The following is a 16771-nucleotide window of genomic DNA, read 5'->3' as shown; positions in this document are numbered from 1 at the left end:
ATGCGCCGGCCGACGGGGTCGCCATCACGTTGGAGGCGGCAGGATCGGCGGCGCTCGCGGCGCCAGCGGCGGGCTGCGAGGCGGCCACCGGTTCGGGGGCAGGGGCCGGCACCGGCGCGGCAGCGACGACCACCGCCGAGGCGGGCGCGGATGACGAGGCGGTGAGCTCGCTCGAGCGTGGCGACATCAGCGTCCACCACGCGGCGGCCGCGATGCCGACGCCGGCCGCGGCCACCAGGCCCCAGGCCAACCGGTGGCGTCCGGCGGGGTGCTCGGCGGACTCGTCGGCACCATCGCCGTCCTGCGGATGCTCTTCGAGCCAATGGCGCAGCTCGCGCGACAGCGCGCGGGCCGAGCGGTAGCGGTCGTCGGGGTTCTTCTCCATCGCCCGCGCGGCGATCTCGGACAAGGCCTTCGGGATGCTGCTGTTCACCTGGTGCACGGTCGGCGGGTTGTACTCGGCGACGGCGCGGGTGATCTCGGCCAGCGAGCTGCCGCGGAACGGCCGCACGTCGGCCAGCAGTTCGTAGAGCACGACGCCGAGCGAGAACACGTCGCAGCGCCGGTCGACCGGCTGCTGGCGCACCTGCTCGGGCGACATGTAGTAGGGCGAGCCGCCGACGATGTCTTCGCCGTTCGAATCGTGCTGGTGCGCGATGCGGGCGATGCCGAAGTCGAGCACGCGCGGTTGCGTGCGCCCGACCATGAAGATGTTGGCCGGCTTGATGTCGCGGTGCACGACGCCCTTCGAGTGGGCATAGGCCAGCGCGTCGGCGACGCGGCGCACGATCAGCGCGGCCTGGTGCGGCGTCGGCCGCCAGCCTTCGAGGCGCAGCTGGCGCAGGTCGCGGCCCTTCAGCAGCTCCATCGCGATGTAGGCGCCTTGCTCGCTCGCGCCGGCATCGAACACCGTGACGATGTGCGGGTGGCTCAGGCCGCCGGCAGCGCGCGCTTCGTTCAGGAACAGCGCATTGAACGAATCGCGCTGCTCGGCCGAGATCTCGAGGTTCAGGGTCTTGATCGCGATCAGCCGCGACAGCAGCGGGTCGTGCGCGGCATAGACCACGCCGAGGCCGCCTTCGCCGATGCGGTACTTGAGCGCGTACCGGCCGATGTGGCCGATGGTCGGCATCTGGTCGGCCCCGCCCATCGGCGGGTTGGTGGAGAAGGTCGCCGCCGGTTGCGCCGGCAGTCCGAGGTCGGTGTCGCCCCATTTCGGCGCACCCGGCGTCGAGCTGGCAAGGTCGGAGGAAGGATCAGGAACAGGGCCGGGCATGAGGCGGGTTGGGTTCGTGGGACGGTTGTCCACCACGGACGCAGCTTAGTGCAAGCGCATCGGGCCCTGGCAGTAAAAAACCCCGCGTTCTGTGCATTCGTAACATGCGCTTGCGAAAGTCGACGAGTTGGTGCATGGGGGTTCGTCACGAAAGTCACAAGAACGGTGACAAGAACGGAGACAGTAAAAACCGCCGGCTACGCCGGCAGCAATTGCTGCAACCGCCGCACCGCTTCCTGCAGATGCGCCATCGAACTCGCATATGACAGCCGGATGTAGCGCGCCGCCGCGTGCGGTCCGAAATCGCGGCCCGGCGTGATGGCCACCTGCGCCTCGCGCATCAGCCGGAAGCAGAAGTCCCAGCTGCTGTCGGCATGCGCCGAGCAATCGGCCCAGGCGTAGAACGCACCATCGGGCATCACCGGCACGCGCAGGCCCAGCGCTTCGAGCGCCGGCACCAGGAAGTCGCGGCGCGCGCGGAACTCGCCGCGGCGGCGTTCGAATTCGGCGATCGAGGCCGGCTCGAAGCAGGCCAGCGCCGCCTGCTGCGCGAGCGACGACGGGCAGATGTAGAGGTTCTGCGCGAGCCGCTCGACCGGCGCGACCAGCTCGGGCGGCAGCACCAGCCAGCCGAGCCGCCAGCCGGTCATGCTGAAGTATTTCGAGAAGCTGTTGATCGAGATCACGTCGTCGCCATGCGCGAGCGCGGTGCGGCCGAATGCGTCGTCGAAGCTCAGGCCGAGGTAGATCTCGTCGACCATCGTGAAGCCGCCGCGCTCGCGCACCGCCTGCACGATGCGGCCCATCTCGTCGAACGCGATCGAGGTGCCGGTCGGGTTCGACGGCGACGCGAGCAGCACGCCGCGCGTCGCCGCCGTCCAGGCCGCTTGCACGGTGGCCGCATCGGGCTGGAAGCGGTGCTCGGGCGACGCCGGCAGCAAGCGCGCGACACCATCGGCCGCCGCGACGAAATGGCGGTTGCACGGGTAGCTGGGGTCGGGCATCAGCACCTCGTCGCCACGCTCGACGAGCGCGAGGCAGGCGAGCTGCAGCGCGGCCGACGCACCGGCGGTGATCACGATGCGCTCGGGCGCGATGTCGACCTGGAAGCGCTCGGCATACCAGCGGCTCAGCCGCTCGCGCAAGGCCGGCAGGCCGGTCGCCTGCGTGTACTGCGTGCTGCCGCGTTCGAGGCAGTCGCGCGCGGCCTGCTGCACCAGCGGCGGCGCGGTGAAATCGGGCTCGCCGATGTTCAGGAAGATCATCGGCCGGCCGCCCTGCGCCGGATCGCAGGCTGCCGTGTGCGACAGCTCGACCGCCGCCTTCGCACACTCCATCACGTAGAAGGGTTCGATGTGGTCGAGGCGGCTGGCGAGCTTCATCGCGCGATCAATGCGTCAGCGCCGCTGGGCCCGGAACGCCGCCACCTCGACCGGGCGCAGATCGAGCGCCGCCTTGTCGAGCACGCCGTTCACGTACTTGTGGCCGTCGGTGCCGCCGAAGCTCTTGGCCAGCTCGACCGCTTCGTTGATCGCGACCTTGTACGGGATGTCGATGCAGTGCTTCAGCTCGTAGGCGCCGATCATCAGCACGCCGTGCTCGATCGGCGACAGCTCGGTGGTCTTGCGGTCGACGTGGCGCGAGAGCACCGCGTCGAGGTCGGCGGCCTCGGTGATGCAGCCGTGCAGCAGCGCATCGAAGTGCGCCGCGTCGGCCTTGTCGAAGCCTTCCTGCTCGCGCATGTGGGCATCGACCACGCCGGCGTCGGCGCCGGACAGCAGCCACTCGTACAGGCCTTGCAGCGCGGCCTCGCGCGAACGGCGGCGCGACGACTTGGGCTGCGGCTTGCCGCTCTTCGGGCCGCCCTTGCCCGCGGGCTTGGGGGCGGACGATGCGGCCGGGGCGGGGTTCTTGGGATCGGTATCGCTCACGAGAGGTCTTCCAGCAGGTTGGCCATCTCGACGGCGACGCGCGCGGCGTCACGGCCTTTCTCTTCGACGCGGGCCCAGGCCTGGGCCTCGTCCTCGACGGTCAGGATGGCATTGGCGATCGGGATCTCGTGGTCGAGCGCGACGCGCGTGACGCCGGCGCCGCTCTCGTTGGACACGAGTTCGAAGTGGTAGGTCTCGCCGCGCACGATGCAGCCGAGCGCGACCAGCGCGTCGTAGCGGTCGCTCGCGGCCATCGCGTTGAGGGCCAACGGCACCTCCAGCGCGCCCGGCACCGTCACGTGCTTGATGTGCTTGGCGGCGACGCCCAGCGCCGCCAGTTCGCCGATGCAGGCGTCGGCCAGCGCCTGCGTCAGCTTGTCGTTGAAGCGGGCCTGCACGATGCCGATGCGCAGGTCGGTGCCGTCCAGGTCGGCCGCCTGGCCCTTGTCTGCTGCTTGCATGTCAATCCAGTCGGTGCGTTCAGTGTTCGGGGGCGACGAAGCCGGTGACCTCGAGGCCGTAGCCGGTCATGCTCGGCATGCGGCGCGGGCTGCCCAGCAGCTTCATCTTCGTGACGCCCAGCTCGCGCAGGATCTGGGCGCCGATGCCGTAGGTGCGCAGGTCCATCTGGGCGCGGGCGCGCGCCGGGGCCGCGGGGGTTTCTTGCCAGTGCGACAGCAGCGACTGCACGTCTTCGCCGCAGTTCAGCAGCACCGCGACGCCGCGCTGGCTGGCCTGCAGCGTCGCGAGCGCCTTGTGCAGCGGCCACGAGTGGCTGCAGGCGCCGGTGTCGAGCAGGTCCATCACCGACAGCGGCTCGTGCACGCGCACCAGCACTTCATCGGCGGCGTCGACCGTGCCGTGGCTCAGCGCCAGGTGCACGCCGCCGGTGCGGTCGCGGAACGCGGTGCAGTCGAACTCGCCCTGCGCGGTGGTCAGCGTGCGCCGGCCGATGCGCTCGATCAGGCTTTCATTGCGGCTGCGGTAGCCGATCAGGTCGGCGATGGTGCCGATCTTCAGGCCGTGTTCCTTCGCGAAGACCTCCAGGTCCGGCAGCCGGGCCATCGTGCCGTCGTCCTTCATGATCTCGCAGATCACCGAGGTGGGGCTCAGGCCGGCCATCGCCGCGAGGTCGCAACCGGCTTCGGTGTGGCCGGCGCGCATCAGCACGCCGCCGTCTTGCGCCTGCAACGGGAAGATGTGTCCGGGCTGCACCAGGTCGGTGGCCTGCGCGTCGCGTGCGACGGCCGCTTGCACGGTGCGGGCGCGGTCGGCGGCCGAGATGCCGGTGGAGACGCCGGTGGCGGCTTCGATCGAGACGGTGAACGCGGTGCCGTGGCGGGTGCCGTTGCGGGTGGCCATCGGTGGCAGCTGCAGGCGCTCGCAGCGCTCGCGGGGGAGGGTCAGGCAGATCAGGCCGCGGCCGAAGCGGGCCATGAAGTTGATCGCCTCGGGCGTCACATGGTCGGCGGCGAGCACCAGGTCGCCCTCGTTTTCGCGGTCTTCCTCGTCGACGAGGATGACCATGCGGCCGGCGGCGAGCTCGGCGATCAGTTCGGGTACGGGGGAGATCGGCATAGCCCGCCATTGTAGGCGGGCGACCCGGTCAAGTCCGGGCGGGAGCCGTGGCCAGCATCCGCTCGACGTAGCGGGCGATCAGGTCGATTTCCAGGTTGACGGCCGACCCGGCGGCCAGCATGCCCAGCGTCGTGTTCTCGATCGTGTGCGGGATCAGGTTGATGCTGAACTCGCAGCCGTCGGCGCGGTCATCGACGCGATTCACCGTCAGGCTGACGCCGTTGACCGCGACCGAGCCCTTGTAGGCCAGGAAGCGGCCGATATGGGCCGAGGCCAGCACCCGCAGCTCCCACGATTCGCCGACCGGTGCGAAATGCGTCACGCGGCCGATGCCGTCGACGTGGCCGCTGACCAGGTGGCCCCCGAGCCGGTCGTGCGCCCGCAGCGCTTTCTCGAGGTTGACCGGGCCGGGCTGCGACAGGCCGGCGGTCTTGTCCAGGCTCTCGGCCGAGATGTCGATCATGAAGCGGCTGGCGGCGGCGTCGAAGGCGGTGACCGTCATGCAGGCGCCGTTCAGCGAGATGCTGTCGCCGAGCTGCACGTCGTCGAGGTAGTGGTCGGGGGCCTGCAGCGTCAGTTGCAGTCCGTGGGAGGCGTCGGCGCCCAGCGGGCGGACGGAGTCGATGCGGCCGAGGCCGCTGATGATGCCGGTGAACATGGGTGCGATTCTCGCAGTCAGAAGATTTCCCGTGCCGGCGGCCGGGCGATCACCCGCAGGTCGTCGCCGACGCGGTCGACCGCATGGAAGCGCAACGCGGCGGCGTCTTCCAGCCGCTGCAGCGGGCCGAAGGCCGCCAGGCCGCGGCCGGTGCCGAGCAGCTTCGGCGCGAGGTACACCAGGTACTCGTCGACCAGGCCCTCGCGCACGAACGAGCCGTTCAGCTTGTGGCCGGCCTCGACATGCAGCTCGTTGATGCCGCGTTGCGCCAGGTCGGCCAGAACCGCCAGCAGGTCGACTTTGCCGGTCGGGCCGGGCCGCAGGATCACCTCGGCCCCGGTGGCCGCGAGCGCATCGATGCGTCCGGCCTCGGGCGCCGCGGCATACACCAGCACCTGGCCGGGGGCGTCGAGGATGCGGGCGCCGGGCGGCATGTCGAGCCGCGAATCGATCACCACGCGCAGCGGTTGCTTCGCGGTGTCGACCAGCCGCACGTCGAGCCGCGGGTTGTCGTCGAGCACGGTGCCGACACCGGTCAGCACCGCGCCGGCCCGCTTGCGCCAAGCGTGGCCGTCGGTGCGCGCGGCCTCGCCGGTGATCCACTGGCTGACGCCGTTGTCCAGCGCGGTATGGCCGTCGAGCGAGGTCGCGGCCTTCAGGCGCACCCACGGCCGCCCGCGCACCATGCGCGAGAAGAAGCCGATGTTGAGTTCGCGCGCCGCATCGCCCAGCAGGCCGGCATCGACCTGCACGCCCTGCGCCCGCAGCCGCGCCAGGCCCTGGCCGGCCACCAGCGGGTTCGGGTCGGCGACGGCCGAGACGACACGCGCGATGCCGGCGGCCAGCAGCGCGTCGCAGCACGGCGGCGTGCGGCCGTGGTGCGAGCACGGTTCCAGCGTGACGTAGGCGGTCGCGCCGCGGGTCGCGTGGCCGCGGGCGGCCGCATCGCGCAGCGCCATCACCTCGGCATGCGGGCCGCCGGCCTGCTGCGTGTGCCCGCGGCCGATCACCTGGCCGTGCGCGTCGAGGATCACGCAGCCGACGCGCGGGTTCGGCTCGGTCAGCCCGACGGCTTGCCCGGCCAGGGCCAGCGCTTCGCGCATCGCGGCGTGGTCGGCGGGCGTGAACGCCGGGGTGTTCGGAAACTCGGAAGACGACATCGGGCGGGTCAGGGCTGGTGCTGCACGGTGTTCTGCAGGGCGTCATTGTGCGTCCCCGTGGCGCCGCCGGCCGGGCAGGGCTGCTCGCCGCGGATCACCAGGTAGTTCTGCTGGGCCAGCGCGCCCTGTACTGCGGTGTAGCGCGCCGGATGCTCGTCGTTGCGGTCGATCGCCCCGCTGCCGTCGAGGTCGGCGCTGTAGCGGCACACGCGCTGGCTGCCGGCCTGCGTGCCGACGCGCCAGCCGAGCGGCTCGATCTCGACCCGGCCGGACCACCCTGCCGCCGGTGGATCGGGCACGACACAGCCGTAGCGCACGAAGCGCGCATCGGCCGCGACGACGGACTGCGTCGCGCAGCCGATGAGGCGTGGCGGCGTGCCGTCGAGCGCGAGCACGAGTTCCAGCGGCAGCAAGGCATCGCCCGCCGTCGACGGGTCGGGCGGGGCGCTCGCCGAGAAGCGCAGGTGGCCGCTCAGCACGCTGCCGTCGGCGGCGTCGCAAGCGCCCGCCGTGCCAATGCAGCGCGCGACGATCGTGCCGTCGGCGTCATCGAACACCCATGCCGGCGAGCCCGGCGCGCCGGGTTGCCAGAGGCTTTGCCCCGGGGCGATGGCGACCGACTCGAACGGAATGCCGGTCGCGCGGGCCAGCGGCCTGGCGATCGCGATGTCTTGCGGGGCGAGGCTGAGCACGGCGTCGTAGACCGGCGAGGCGCCCGGCTCGCGCGTGCCGAGCTGCAGGCGATGCGGCTCGCCGGCAGGGCCGCGCCAGTTCACCGCGACGCTGACATCGCGCACGGCCACCGCGTCGCCCGCGTCGCTCGCCTCGTCGTGCGTGAGCTTGAACGGCGGCGGAGCCGTGCTGTCCGGTGACGAGGCGGCCGGGCTGCGCAGGCGATCGAACGCCAGCCGCGCCAGCTGCAGCGCATCGAGCCGCTGTCGTGCCGCGGTGCGGGCCTGCTGCAGCGCCTGCTGCTGGTTCAGCATCGCGGCCGACAACAGCGACACGATCAGCAGCGCGACCAGCGCTTCGAGCAGGGCCGCCCCGGCGGGCGCCCGGGCGGCGCGCCGCGATCTGCGGACACGGCGCATCAGAAGTCCCGCCAACTGCCGGGCACGCGGGCGTAGGTGCCGCAGCACGCCTGCAGGCGCTCGACGACGTCGCTGTCGTGGTCGATGCGGGTCGGGCCGCTGAGCAGCAGGTCGCTTTCGGCCAGCAGCACGCCGTGGATGTCGGCACCGGCGTCGTCGCGCCACCCGGCCGCGCGCAGGTACAGCACCCCGTGGATGCGCACGACCCCGCGCAGGTGCACCGGGCCGTCGACGACCAGCAGCACCGGGCGCTCGCGTGAGCCGAGTTCGGTGGGCCCGTCCAGGTGCAGGCCGCCGTCGAGCCAGACCAGCGAAGGAGCGCCCGGGGCCGCGAGCGCTTGCGCGAGTGCCCGGTCGCAAGGCGATGCACAGGCGAGCTGCCGGGCGGCGGGTTGCGCCCGCCATGCCGCCACGTTCATCCGGAAGGCACTCGCGAAGAACTGCGCCGCGTCGAGCGAGGCGAGTGTCGCGTCGCCGGCGACGACGGTCGACAGCGGCGGCGCGCCGGGCGGGCCGACCAGCCTGGCATCGCCCGGGTCGACGTGGGCGCCGACGTGCAGCGTGAGCCCGCCGCTCGCGATGCCCCGGTGGATCACGATCGGCCCGTCGCGCAGCTGCAGCGTGCCGCGCACCGTGATCGCCGCTGCGGGCCGGACGTCGATCGCGGGAATGCGGGCCACGTCGGTCCAGGCCCGCGTGACACGCAGGCCCGTGGGCGCATCCGCACCCGGCGGCACCGTGCAGGCGGTGAGGGTGGTGAGGGCGCCACTGCAACCGATCGACTCGATCGTGGCGACGCCCGACGCCGCTGCGCTCAGCTGCAGCGCGAAGGCCGCGTCGGCTGCGGTGCCGGGCTCGACGCTTGCGCCGGGTGCCGGGCATCGGCACGACCAGGCGCCATCGCCGAGCACGCAGGACGGCATGGCGGAAGTGCCCTGGTAGCGCTCGCGGAAGGTCGAGCCGTTGGCCACCGGTTGGCAGGCGTTGTCGACGGGGTGGTCGTCGTTGAGCCGGGCCAGCCCCCACGCGAGGCCCGATTGCGCAGCTTCGGCGGCCTGCGCGGCGCGCACGCGGTTGCCGGACGCCTGCAGCTCGAGCCAGGCCACGCGCGATGCATAGGCCGCCGTCAGCGCGAGGGCGACGCCGACCACCAGCACGACGGCCAGCGCCGTGATGCCACGTTGGAGGTGTCTCATGCCGGGCACCCGCCCACCACGGCGTCATTGCGTATGCGCGCATCGATCTCGGCCTCGCGCGGCGCGCCGCTGTCGGCGGCGGTGCCGGTGATCGCCTGGGCCTGCAGCCGGATGCGCACGCGGCGCTGCAGTTGGTACGGGCAAGCACTGGCACCGGACGCGGTATCGCAGCGCCGGCTGCAGAACTCCTGCAGGTCGACGCGTCGGCTGTCGGGCACGAATTCCAGCCGCGTGACCCGCATCGACGCGGCATCGCTGAGGGCCTGCCAGTTGCCGTCGCCAAAGGCCATCTCGATGACGCCGCGGCGCAGCCGGTAGCCGAAGCGGCTGGCTGTGGCCTCCGGCCCGGCCGTCGCGGCGTAGTCGAAGCTCACGCTGTTGCCGTCCGGCGGCAGCGCGATGACCGGGTCGGGCGAGCTGGCCGCCGCTGCGGCGGCCGGCATGCCGTGGCCGGCGCGGGCGAGGTCGCGCGCGATCAGCTCGGCGATCGTCTGCAGGTCATGCGTCAGGCGCAGGTCGACCAGTTGCCGGCGGGTGTCGTGCAGCTGGACACCCAGCAGCCCGAGCGCGAGCACGACGACCGCGAGGCCGATCGCCATGCCCACCATCAGTTCGACGAGCGTGAAGCCGCGGCCGCGCTGCGGCACGCCGTGATTCGGGGTCATGGTCGGTCCTCAGCAGGCGCGGTAGCCGGGCACCGCGCCCAGCGGCGAGCAACTGCGCACGCGCCCCAGCAGGTTCACCACATGCTGGATCGCGAGGCCCGAGCCATTCGCCAGCCGCAGCGTGGCGGCCGGCGTGCTGGTGCCGTGTTGCGCGTCGAAGCTCATCGTCGCGACATTGGCCTGCAGGCTCAGCCGGTCCTGCGCCGGCAGCGCGACGTTGCGGATCGCGTGGCCATCTGCTTCGCAGGCGGCCTGGCCTTGCGGCGTGCAGCGGCACGCATCGATCGCTCCGACATAGACGACGTAACAGTTCGACGGGGTTGTCACGCCGCGAAAACCGATGCGCACGTTCTGGTTGCGGCCGATGGCTTCGCTGCGCGCGAGCCGCAGGTCGGTCGCGAGTTCGTTCGCGACCCCTTCGAGCCGCCGCGCCTCGGTCCAGCGCTGCAGGCTGGGCACCGCGATCAGCGCGAGCACGGCGCACAGCGCCACGCACACCATCAACTCGACGAGCGTGAAACCGCCGGTCGATCCCGGCCTGGCTTGCTGGAACATGGATGATCCCCCTGATGAATGGACGCGGACTTTAGGAAGTGCCGCGCCATCGGCCACTCCCCCGATGGGGGGAGAAGGGGTTGAAACCACCCTCGGACGTACCGGTACGTGAGGGGGTTTCGGGGGGATTTGCGAGGTTCGGGGTGCTGTGTACCGGTTCAGATATCCCGGATCAGCTGCCTGAATTCGTCGACATCTTCGAAGCTGCGGTAGACCGATGCGAAGCGCACGTAGGCGACCTTGTCGATGCGCTTGAGCTCGCGCATCACCAGTTCGCCGAGGCGCGTCGACGGCACTTCCTTGGAGCCGCTGTTGAGCAGCTTGTCCTGGATGCGCTCCATCGCCGCGTCGATCTGCTCGACGCTGACCGGCCGCTTGCGCAGCGCCAGCGTCATCGACGCGCGGATCTTCGAGGCGTCGAAATCGGCGCGCGTGCCGTCCTTCTTGACGACGGACGGCAGCGCGATCTCGGCACGCTCGTAGGTGGTGAAGCGCTTGTCGCAGCTCTGGCAGCGGCGGCGCCTGCGCACCACGTCGCCCTCATCGGACTCGCGCGTCTCGACGACCTGGGTTTCCTCGTGACTGCAGAAGGGGCAGCGCACGGTTCAGCGGTAGACCGGGAAGTCGCGCGTCAGCGCGGCGACCTTGGCCTTCACCGCCTCGATGACCGATTCGTCGTTCGGCTTGTCCAGCACGTCGGCGATCAGGTGGGCGGTGGCCCGGGCCTGTTCTTCCTTGAAACCGCGCGTCGTGAAGGCTGGGCTGCCGAGGCGGATGCCGCTGGTCACCATCGGCTTCTGCGGGTCGTTCGGGATGCCGTTCTTGTTGCAGGTCATGTGGGCGCGACCCAGCAGCGCCTCGGCTTCCTTGCCGGTCAGGTTCTTCGGGCGCAGGTCGACCAGCATCACGTGGCTCTCGGTGCGGCCGCTGACGATGCGCAGGCCGCGCTCGATCAGCGTCTCGGCCAGCACGACCGCGTTCTTCGCGACCTGCTGCTGGTAGACCTTGAACTCCGGCGCCAGCGCTTCCTTGAAGGCCACTGCCTTGGCGGCGATCACGTGCATCAGCGGGCCGCCCTGGATGCCGGGGAAGATCGCGCTGTTGATCTTCTTCGCGATGGCTTCGTCGTTCATCACGATGATGCCGCCGCGCGGGCCGCGCAGGCTCTTGTGGGTGGTCGAGGTGACGACGTCGGCATGCGGCACCGGGTTCGGGTAGACGCCGGCGGCGATCAGGCCGGCGTAGTGCGCCATGTCGACCATGAAGATCGCGCCGATGGCCTTGGCCACCTTCGCGAAGCGCTCGAAGTCGATGCGCAGGCTGTAGGCCGACGCGCCGGCGATGATCAGCTTCGGCTTGTGCTCGTGCGCGAGGCGCTCCATCGCGTCGTAGTCGATCTCTTCCTTGGCGTTCAGGCCGTAGCTGACGACCTTGAACCACTTGCCGCTCATGTTCAGCGACATGCCGTGCGTCAGGTGGCCGCCTTCGGCCAGGCTCATGCCCATGATGGTGTCGCCGGGCTGCAGCAGGCCGAAGAACACCGCCTGGTTGGCCTGCGAGCCGGAATTGGCTTGCACGTTGGCGTGCTGGGCGCCGAACAGCTGCTTCACGCGGTCGATCGCGAGCTGCTCGACGATGTCGACGTATTCGCAGCCACCGTAGTAGCGCTTGCCGGGATAGCCCTCGGCGTACTTGTTGGTCAGCTGGCTGCCCTGCGCGGCCATCACGGCCGGCGAGGCGTAGTTCTCCGAGGCGATCAGCTCGATGTGATCTTCCTGGCGCTGGTTCTCGCTCTGGATCGCGGCGAAGAGTTCGGGGTCCACCTGGGCAACGGTGGAGTGGGTGCGGTCGAACATGGCTGGCAGTCCTCTTCAACAGAAGACCCCGGGGCGGATCACGCGAGGCGGACTCACGTGGCCACAGGGCTGCCCAGGCGAACGGCTGAACCGGTGCCGGAAACCCGGAACCGGCTGCGCTTCCCGGTGGTTCACCACCTCAGGCCCGCGGGCTTCACGTCGACCTTCATGTCGACCGTGACGCCCGGTGCCCCATCGCCAGTTGCGCAGCCCGCGGAGTGTACCGCGGCCCTTGAAGCCTCAGCGCAGCGAGGCCACCTGCCGAGCCGCCTGGGGGGCCATCGACACCGGTGTCGGCTCGATGACGGCCGGCTCGGCCTGCAGCGGCGTGCCCGGCAGCGCGACCGGTGTCGGCACCACCAGCGGCGCGAACACCGGCACCGACTTGCCATCGGCCACCATGCGCAGGTGCTCGCGCTCGGCCAGCACCTTGCCGGCATAGCCGCCGTCGTCGTTCAGGTTGGCGGCGCCCACGTAGAAGCGCAACCCGGCCTCGACACCGCCGGCACGCGCGATGCATTCCTTCAGCACCTGGGCGCCGACCCGCAGGTTCGTCACCGGATCGAACGCCGCATGGTTGCCGCCGAAGGCTTCGTACTTGTCGTCGTGCACGCGGGTCATCACCTGCATCAGGCCCTGCGCGCCGACCGAGCTCTGGGCGAACGGGTTGAAGCTGGATTCGATCGCCATGATCGCGAGGATCAGCGTCGGGTCGAGCCCCGACTTGGCGCCGACCGACCAGGCCTCCTTGACGAGCCGGCTGACCGGCTCGGGGGCCACGCGGTAGCGGCGCGAGATCCACAGCGCGACGGCCGCCTGCTGCTTGGTCAGGTCGCGCGGGTCGGCCGCGGTGGCGCGGCTGACGGCATCGGGCTCGACCAGGTCGTTCAGCGCCAGTGCGGTGCCTTCGACGCGGGCGTCGTGGCGTGCCCGCAGCCAATCGAGCGCGCGGCCCTCGGCGGCATGGCGCAGGTCGGCGCGGCCGCCGACGAACAGCACGATCGCGACGATCACCAGCCCCAGCAGGGCCAGGCCGTTGTGGCTCACCTCGAGCAGACCGTGGCCCACGTCACGCAGAAAGACCGCGCTCGATCGAGCGGCGGTGTCGCGGGCGTCCTGAAATCCCGCGATCCATTGTTGAAGCGCTGTCGTCATGTCACTCCTTTTCAGTCCGTCTTGCGCCTCCACCGCCGCGGCACGGGGCCCGGCGGTGCGAGAGGTGACGGTGATAATCGACCGCAGATCGACTCCGGGAGACTCCGGAACCGCTCCGCGGCTTGCTCGTCGGCAGCGTGATCCCCGCAGCCACCTCCTGTGGTATGCGGGTTTACCCTGGTCAGTTCTCAGGGTGTCGCGAATTCTAGGAACTTGATTCATAACCAGTCAAGGATAAGAATGCCACTCTTCATAACTAAAAGACATGAAATACCGTGACCTGAGGGACTTCATGGCGGGCCTGGAACGCGCCGGCGAGCTCAAACGCATCGCCGAACCAGTCTCCGCGCGGCTCGAAATGACAGCGATCAGCGACTCCGTGCTGCGCGCCGGCGGCCCGGCGCTGTGGTTCGAACGCCCCGCTGGTTACAAAATTTCGGCCTTGACGAACCTGTTCGGAACGCCTCGTCGGGTGGCCCAGGGCATGGGCGCCACCGAGGTGAGCGAGCTGCGCGACGTGGGTCGGGTGCTGGCCAGCCTGAAGGAGCCGGAGCCGCCGAAGGGGCTGAAAGACACCGGCCGTTTGTTACAAATGATCAAGGCGCTGTGGGACATGAAGCCGTCCGCGGTGCGCTCGGCGCCGTGCCAGCAGGAGATCCTGCAAGGCAGCGAGGTCGATCTCGGCGAGTTGCCGGTGCAGACCTGCTGGCCCCTGGATGCGGGGCCCCTGATCACGTGGGGGCTGGTGATCACGCGCGGCCCGCAGGCTTCGCCGACGGCCCGCCGCCGCCAGAACCTGGGCATCTACCGCCAGCAGGTGATCGGCCGCAACGAGGTCATCATGCGCTGGCTGGCCCACCGCGGCGGGGCGCTCGACTTCCGCGACTTCGCGCTCGCCAACCCGGGCAAGCCGTTCCCGATCGCGGTGGCGCTCGGCGCCGATCCGGCGACCATCCTCGGCGCCGTCACGCCGGTGCCCGACAGCCTGTCCGAGTACCAGTTCGCCGGCCTGTTGCGCGGCAGCCGCACCGAGGTGGTCGACACCGCGGTCGGCGAGCCCGGCTGGATGCTGCAGGCCCCGGCCAGCGCCGAGATCGTGCTCGAAGGCCACATCCCGGTGGTGCCCGCCGGGTTCACCGGCACCAGCGAGCACGGCGTGGCGCTGAAGGAGGTCGGCGGATACCTGCATGCACTCGAAGGGCCGTTCGGCGACCACACCGGCTATTACAACGAGCAGGACTGGTTCCCGGTGTTCCGCATCGACCGGCTGACCCGCCGGCGCGATCCGATCTACCACTCCACCTACACCGGCAAGCCGCCCGACGAGCCGGCGGTGCTGGGCGTCGCGCTGAACGAGGTGTTCGTGCCGATCCTGCAGAAGCAGTTTCCGGAGATCGTCGACTTCTACCTGCCGCCCGAGGGCTGCAGTTACCGGATGGCGATCGTCAGCATCCGCAAGAGCTACCCCGGCCATGCGAAGCGGCTGATGTTCGGCATCTGGAGCTTCCTGCGCCAGTTCATGTACACGAAGTTCATCGTCGTGACCGACGACGACGTCGACATCCGCAACTGGCAGGAGGTGATCTGGGCGATCACGACCCGCATGGACCCGGTGCGCGACACGACGCTGGTCGAGAACACGCCGATCGACTACCTCGATTTCGCGTCGCCGGTCAGCGGGCTGGGCGGCAAGATGGGGCTGGATGCCACCAACAAGTGGCCGGGTGAGACCGCGCGCGAATGGGGGCGCAGCATCCGCATGGACGCCGAGGTCGAGCAGAAGGTGGCGCAGATCGTCGCCGGCGTGATGGCGGCGCGCTGACGCGCGGTGCTGTCGGTTACCAATTCGACGCAGATTCCTCGAATGCGTCCTTGAATCGCCGCCGAGCGTCGTCTAAGTTTGGTGGGCCTGCATGCAGGCAACCTCACCGGCGCAGTCCCTGCGCACCAGGAGCCCTGGACCCACTTCCTCCGGAGCCCCGAGTTGGCAACGTCAGTTGCCCGCCCCTCCCACCGCAAGGTCGGGAGGGGTTTCGACTTTTGGGGACCGTCAGGCCCGCACCAGGCTGCCCAGCAGCTCGTGCAGCGCGTTGCGCACGTTCGTGAAGCCACGCGCCGTCGGCACCCATTCGAGCGACTTGGTGTCGACCCGCACCGCCAGGCCCATCGGTGCCGGCTGGATCTTGATGCTGCCGCGCGCCGCGTCTTCGAACATCGCCACCGAGCGCGGCATGTGCCAGCCGTGCGTCACCAGCACGATCTGCGTGATGCCGGCCGGCTTCAGCAACGCGACGCTGCGGGCGGCGTTCTCGCGGGTGTCCTTCGACTGGTCCTCGACCCATTTCAGCGGATGGCCGAAATCCTGGGCCGCGATGCGAGCCGCCGTCTGCGCTTCCGGCTGGCCGTCGGGCTGCGACCAGCCGAGCCCGCCGCTGAAGGCGACCGGCAGGCCGGTCTCGCGGCCGAGCCACAGGCCGTAGCGCAGGCGCTCCAGCGAGAACGAATTGAGGTTGGCCACGCCGTATTCGGGCGCCAGCGCCTCCTGCCCGCCACCGAGCACGACGATCGCGATCGGCTGCTTCGCCTGCGCCGCGGCCTTCAGCTCGGCAACCTGCTCGCGGGTCAGCGCCGGCGGCACCTTCAGCGCGACCTGGTTCAGGAACTGCGCGGTGCCGCTGCAGGCGCTGAACCACAGCCCGAGCGTGGACAGCAGGATCACCAGCCAGCCGAGGCCGCGGCGCGGCAGGATCAGCCGGGCGCCGATCAGCACCAGCAGCAGCAGCGGCACCGGCGGCAGCACGAGCGCGCTCAGGATGGGCTTCCAGGATTCGATGCCGAGCAGGTTCAGCAGGCTGTTCATGCGCTGGTTCCGGAGGGGACGTAGACAAGGGACCGGCGCGGGCGCCAGCGTGGCGGCTGGATTGTGCCGGCGAGTCAGCGCTCACAGGCGTGAATCGTTCACGCTTGGTCCGGTCGGCCCGCCATCGTTGTCAGGACGCACACCGCTGCCCGACTGAGCCGCCTTGCCTTGCAAACTGCGCGGGCGCAATCATCTGGGCTGTCCAAGGAGATCTCATGAACACGACTTCCATCCAAACCATCACGCTGGGCGGTGGCTGCTTCTGGTGCGTCGAGGCGGTCTACGAGCGGGTGCTGGGCGTCACCGGCGTCGAGTCCGGCTACAGCAACGGCCGGGTGCGCAACCCGAGCTACGAGCAGGTGTGCAGCGGCGACACCGGCGCGGTGGAGGTGGTGCGGGTCAGCTTTGACCCGGCGCAGACCACGCTGCGCGAGGTGCTGGAGATCTTCTTCGTCGTGCACGATCCGACGACGCTGAACCGCCAGGGCAACGACGTCGGCACGCAGTACCGCTCGGGCATCTACTTCGAATCGCCGGAGCACGAGCGCGTGGCCCGCGAGGTGATCGCCGAGATGGTGGCGAGCGGTACGTACAAGAGCCCGATCGTCACCGAGGTGCTGCCGCTGGCCGACTATTCGCGCGCCGAGGACTACCACCAGCACTACTTCGCGCAGCATCCGGGGCAGGGCTATTGCGCGTTCGTCGTCGCGCCGAAGGTCGAGAAGTTCCGCAAGACCTTCGCGTCGAAAGTGCGCCCGGAGTAGGTGCGGGCAGGGTCGGGAGCCCTACA

The 16771-nt window shown here is 70.3% G+C and carries 17 protein-coding genes and 1 riboswitch; of the genes, 2 read left to right on the top strand and 15 right to left on the bottom strand.

What is annotated here, in order from left to right; genetic code table 11:
* From ACXJLU_RS20430 to ACXJLU_RS20365, 14 genes are all read right to left on the bottom strand, one after another.
* Nucleotides 1–1276, bottom strand: a 1276-nt coding sequence (locus ACXJLU_RS20430) for a serine/threonine-protein kinase (RefSeq protein WP_457334103.1), incomplete at its 3' end; no start/stop codon positions are given.
* Nucleotides 1277–1473: 197 nt separating this feature from the next.
* Nucleotides 1474–2658 (bottom strand): pyridoxal phosphate-dependent aminotransferase, encoded by a 1185-nt coding sequence (locus tag ACXJLU_RS20425; RefSeq protein WP_457334101.1) that lies wholly within the window; start codon nt 2656–2658, stop codon nt 1474–1476.
* A gap of 15 nt (nt 2659–2673) precedes the next feature.
* Nucleotides 2674–3207: a transcription antitermination factor NusB gene (gene nusB, locus ACXJLU_RS20420; RefSeq protein WP_457334099.1), complete on the bottom strand. Its 534-nt coding sequence runs from the start codon at nt 3205–3207 to the stop codon at nt 2674–2676.
* On the bottom strand, nt 3204–3668 hold the full coding sequence (ribH, locus tag ACXJLU_RS20415) for a 6,7-dimethyl-8-ribityllumazine synthase (RefSeq protein ID WP_073465499.1): 465 nt from the start codon (nt 3666–3668) through the stop codon (nt 3204–3206). Before ribH ends, nusB begins: the two co-directional genes overlap by 4 nt.
* Before the next feature lie 19 nt (nt 3669–3687).
* A complete protein-coding gene (ribBA, locus tag ACXJLU_RS20410; protein ID WP_457334096.1) occupies nt 3688–4785 on the bottom strand; it encodes a bifunctional 3,4-dihydroxy-2-butanone-4-phosphate synthase/GTP cyclohydrolase II in 1098 nt (365 codons plus the stop codon).
* A 28-nt stretch (nt 4786–4813) separates the two neighbouring features.
* Nucleotides 4814–5443, bottom strand: coding sequence for a riboflavin synthase (locus ACXJLU_RS20405; RefSeq protein ID WP_457334095.1), 630 nt, complete (start codon nt 5441–5443; stop codon nt 4814–4816).
* 17 nt (nt 5444–5460) lie between these two features.
* Nucleotides 5461–6603 (bottom strand): bifunctional diaminohydroxyphosphoribosylaminopyrimidine deaminase/5-amino-6-(5-phosphoribosylamino)uracil reductase RibD, encoded by a 1143-nt coding sequence (ribD, locus tag ACXJLU_RS20400; protein WP_457334093.1) that lies wholly within the window; start codon nt 6601–6603, stop codon nt 5461–5463.
* Nucleotides 6604–6611: 8 nt separating this feature from the next.
* Nucleotides 6612–7694 carry a hypothetical protein gene (locus ACXJLU_RS20395; RefSeq protein ID WP_457334091.1) on the bottom strand — a complete coding sequence of 361 codons (1083 nt, stop codon included), beginning with the start codon at nt 7692–7694 and terminating at the stop codon, nt 6612–6614.
* Complete coding sequence (locus ACXJLU_RS20390) at nt 7694–8890, bottom strand: hypothetical protein (protein WP_457334089.1); 1197 nt, start codon at nt 8888–8890, stop codon at nt 7694–7696. The genes ACXJLU_RS20395 and ACXJLU_RS20390 overlap by 1 nt, the downstream gene beginning before the upstream one ends.
* Nucleotides 8887–9555: a PulJ/GspJ family protein gene (locus ACXJLU_RS20385; RefSeq protein ID WP_457334087.1), complete on the bottom strand. Its 669-nt coding sequence runs from the start codon at nt 9553–9555 to the stop codon at nt 8887–8889. The genes ACXJLU_RS20390 and ACXJLU_RS20385 overlap by 4 nt, the downstream gene beginning before the upstream one ends.
* Nucleotides 9556–9564: 9 nt before the next feature.
* Nucleotides 9565–10110: a GspH/FimT family pseudopilin gene (locus tag ACXJLU_RS20380; RefSeq protein WP_457334085.1), complete on the bottom strand. Its 546-nt coding sequence runs from the start codon at nt 10108–10110 to the stop codon at nt 9565–9567.
* Between the two features lie 158 nt (nt 10111–10268).
* Entirely contained in the window at nt 10269–10712 is a 444-nt protein-coding gene (nrdR, locus tag ACXJLU_RS20375) for a transcriptional regulator NrdR (protein ID WP_047504593.1), read from the bottom strand.
* A gap of 3 nt (nt 10713–10715) precedes the next feature.
* Nucleotides 10716–11966, bottom strand: coding sequence for a serine hydroxymethyltransferase (gene glyA, locus ACXJLU_RS20370; protein ID WP_457334082.1), 1251 nt, complete (start codon nt 11964–11966; stop codon nt 10716–10718).
* 64 nt (nt 11967–12030) lie between these two features.
* Nucleotides 12031–12182, bottom strand: a riboswitch (ZMP/ZTP riboswitch).
* 24 nt (nt 12183–12206) lie between these two features.
* On the bottom strand, nt 12207–13121 hold the full coding sequence (locus ACXJLU_RS20365) for a lytic transglycosylase domain-containing protein (RefSeq protein WP_083614100.1): 915 nt from the start codon (nt 13119–13121) through the stop codon (nt 12207–12209).
* Between the two features lie 265 nt (nt 13122–13386).
* On the opposite strand from ACXJLU_RS20365, the gene ACXJLU_RS20360 reads away from it, so the two are divergent.
* Complete coding sequence (locus ACXJLU_RS20360) at nt 13387–14943, top strand: UbiD family decarboxylase (RefSeq protein WP_457334080.1); 1557 nt, start codon at nt 13387–13389, stop codon at nt 14941–14943.
* A 228-nt stretch (nt 14944–15171) separates the two neighbouring features.
* Here ACXJLU_RS20360 and ACXJLU_RS20355 read toward each other — a convergent pair whose 3' ends face one another.
* On the bottom strand, nt 15172–15981 hold the full coding sequence (locus ACXJLU_RS20355; protein ID WP_457334078.1) for a YdcF family protein: 810 nt from the start codon (nt 15979–15981) through the stop codon (nt 15172–15174).
* Between the two features lie 215 nt (nt 15982–16196).
* Here ACXJLU_RS20355 and msrA point away from each other — a divergent pair, with 215 nt between their 5' ends.
* Nucleotides 16197–16745 (top strand): peptide-methionine (S)-S-oxide reductase MsrA, encoded by a 549-nt coding sequence (msrA, locus tag ACXJLU_RS20350; protein WP_073465510.1) that lies wholly within the window; start codon nt 16197–16199, stop codon nt 16743–16745.
* The last annotated feature ends 26 nt before the right edge of the window (nt 16746–16771 follow it).

This window comes from Rhizobacter sp. P5_C2 (genome assembly GCF_054049715.1).
Note: the sequence above shows the minus strand (reverse complement) of the source record. Positions and strands in the feature narration are given on the sequence as shown.

Coding starts and splice junctions, on each gene's coding strand:
- ACXJLU_RS20425 (WP_457334101.1), bottom strand. CDS start 2,658: ATGAAGCTCGCCAGCCGCCTCGACCACATCGAACCCTTCTACGTGATG.
- ribH (WP_073465499.1), bottom strand. CDS start 3,668: ATGCAAGCAGCAGACAAGGGCCAGGCGGCCGACCTGGACGGCACCGAC.
- ribBA (WP_457334096.1), bottom strand. CDS start 4,785: ATGCCGATCTCCCCCGTACCCGAACTGATCGCCGAGCTCGCCGCCGGC.
- ACXJLU_RS20405 (WP_457334095.1), bottom strand. CDS start 5,443: ATGTTCACCGGCATCATCAGCGGCCTCGGCCGCATCGACTCCGTCCGC.
- ribD (WP_457334093.1), bottom strand. CDS start 6,603: ATGTCGTCTTCCGAGTTTCCGAACACCCCGGCGTTCACGCCCGCCGAC.
- ACXJLU_RS20395 (WP_457334091.1), bottom strand. CDS start 7,694: ATGCGCCGTGTCCGCAGATCGCGGCGCGCCGCCCGGGCGCCCGCCGGG.
- ACXJLU_RS20390 (WP_457334089.1), bottom strand. CDS start 8,890: ATGAGACACCTCCAACGTGGCATCACGGCGCTGGCCGTCGTGCTGGTG.
- ACXJLU_RS20385 (WP_457334087.1), bottom strand. CDS start 9,555: ATGACCCCGAATCACGGCGTGCCGCAGCGCGGCCGCGGCTTCACGCTC.
- ACXJLU_RS20380 (WP_457334085.1), bottom strand. CDS start 10,110: ATGTTCCAGCAAGCCAGGCCGGGATCGACCGGCGGTTTCACGCTCGTC.
- glyA (WP_457334082.1), bottom strand. CDS start 11,966: ATGTTCGACCGCACCCACTCCACCGTTGCCCAGGTGGACCCCGAACTC.
- ACXJLU_RS20365 (WP_083614100.1), bottom strand. CDS start 13,121: ATGACGACAGCGCTTCAACAATGGATCGCGGGATTTCAGGACGCCCGC.
- ACXJLU_RS20360 (WP_457334080.1), top strand. CDS start 13,387: ATGAAATACCGTGACCTGAGGGACTTCATGGCGGGCCTGGAACGCGCC.
- ACXJLU_RS20355 (WP_457334078.1), bottom strand. CDS start 15,981: ATGAACAGCCTGCTGAACCTGCTCGGCATCGAATCCTGGAAGCCCATC.
- msrA (WP_073465510.1), top strand. CDS start 16,197: ATGAACACGACTTCCATCCAAACCATCACGCTGGGCGGTGGCTGCTTC.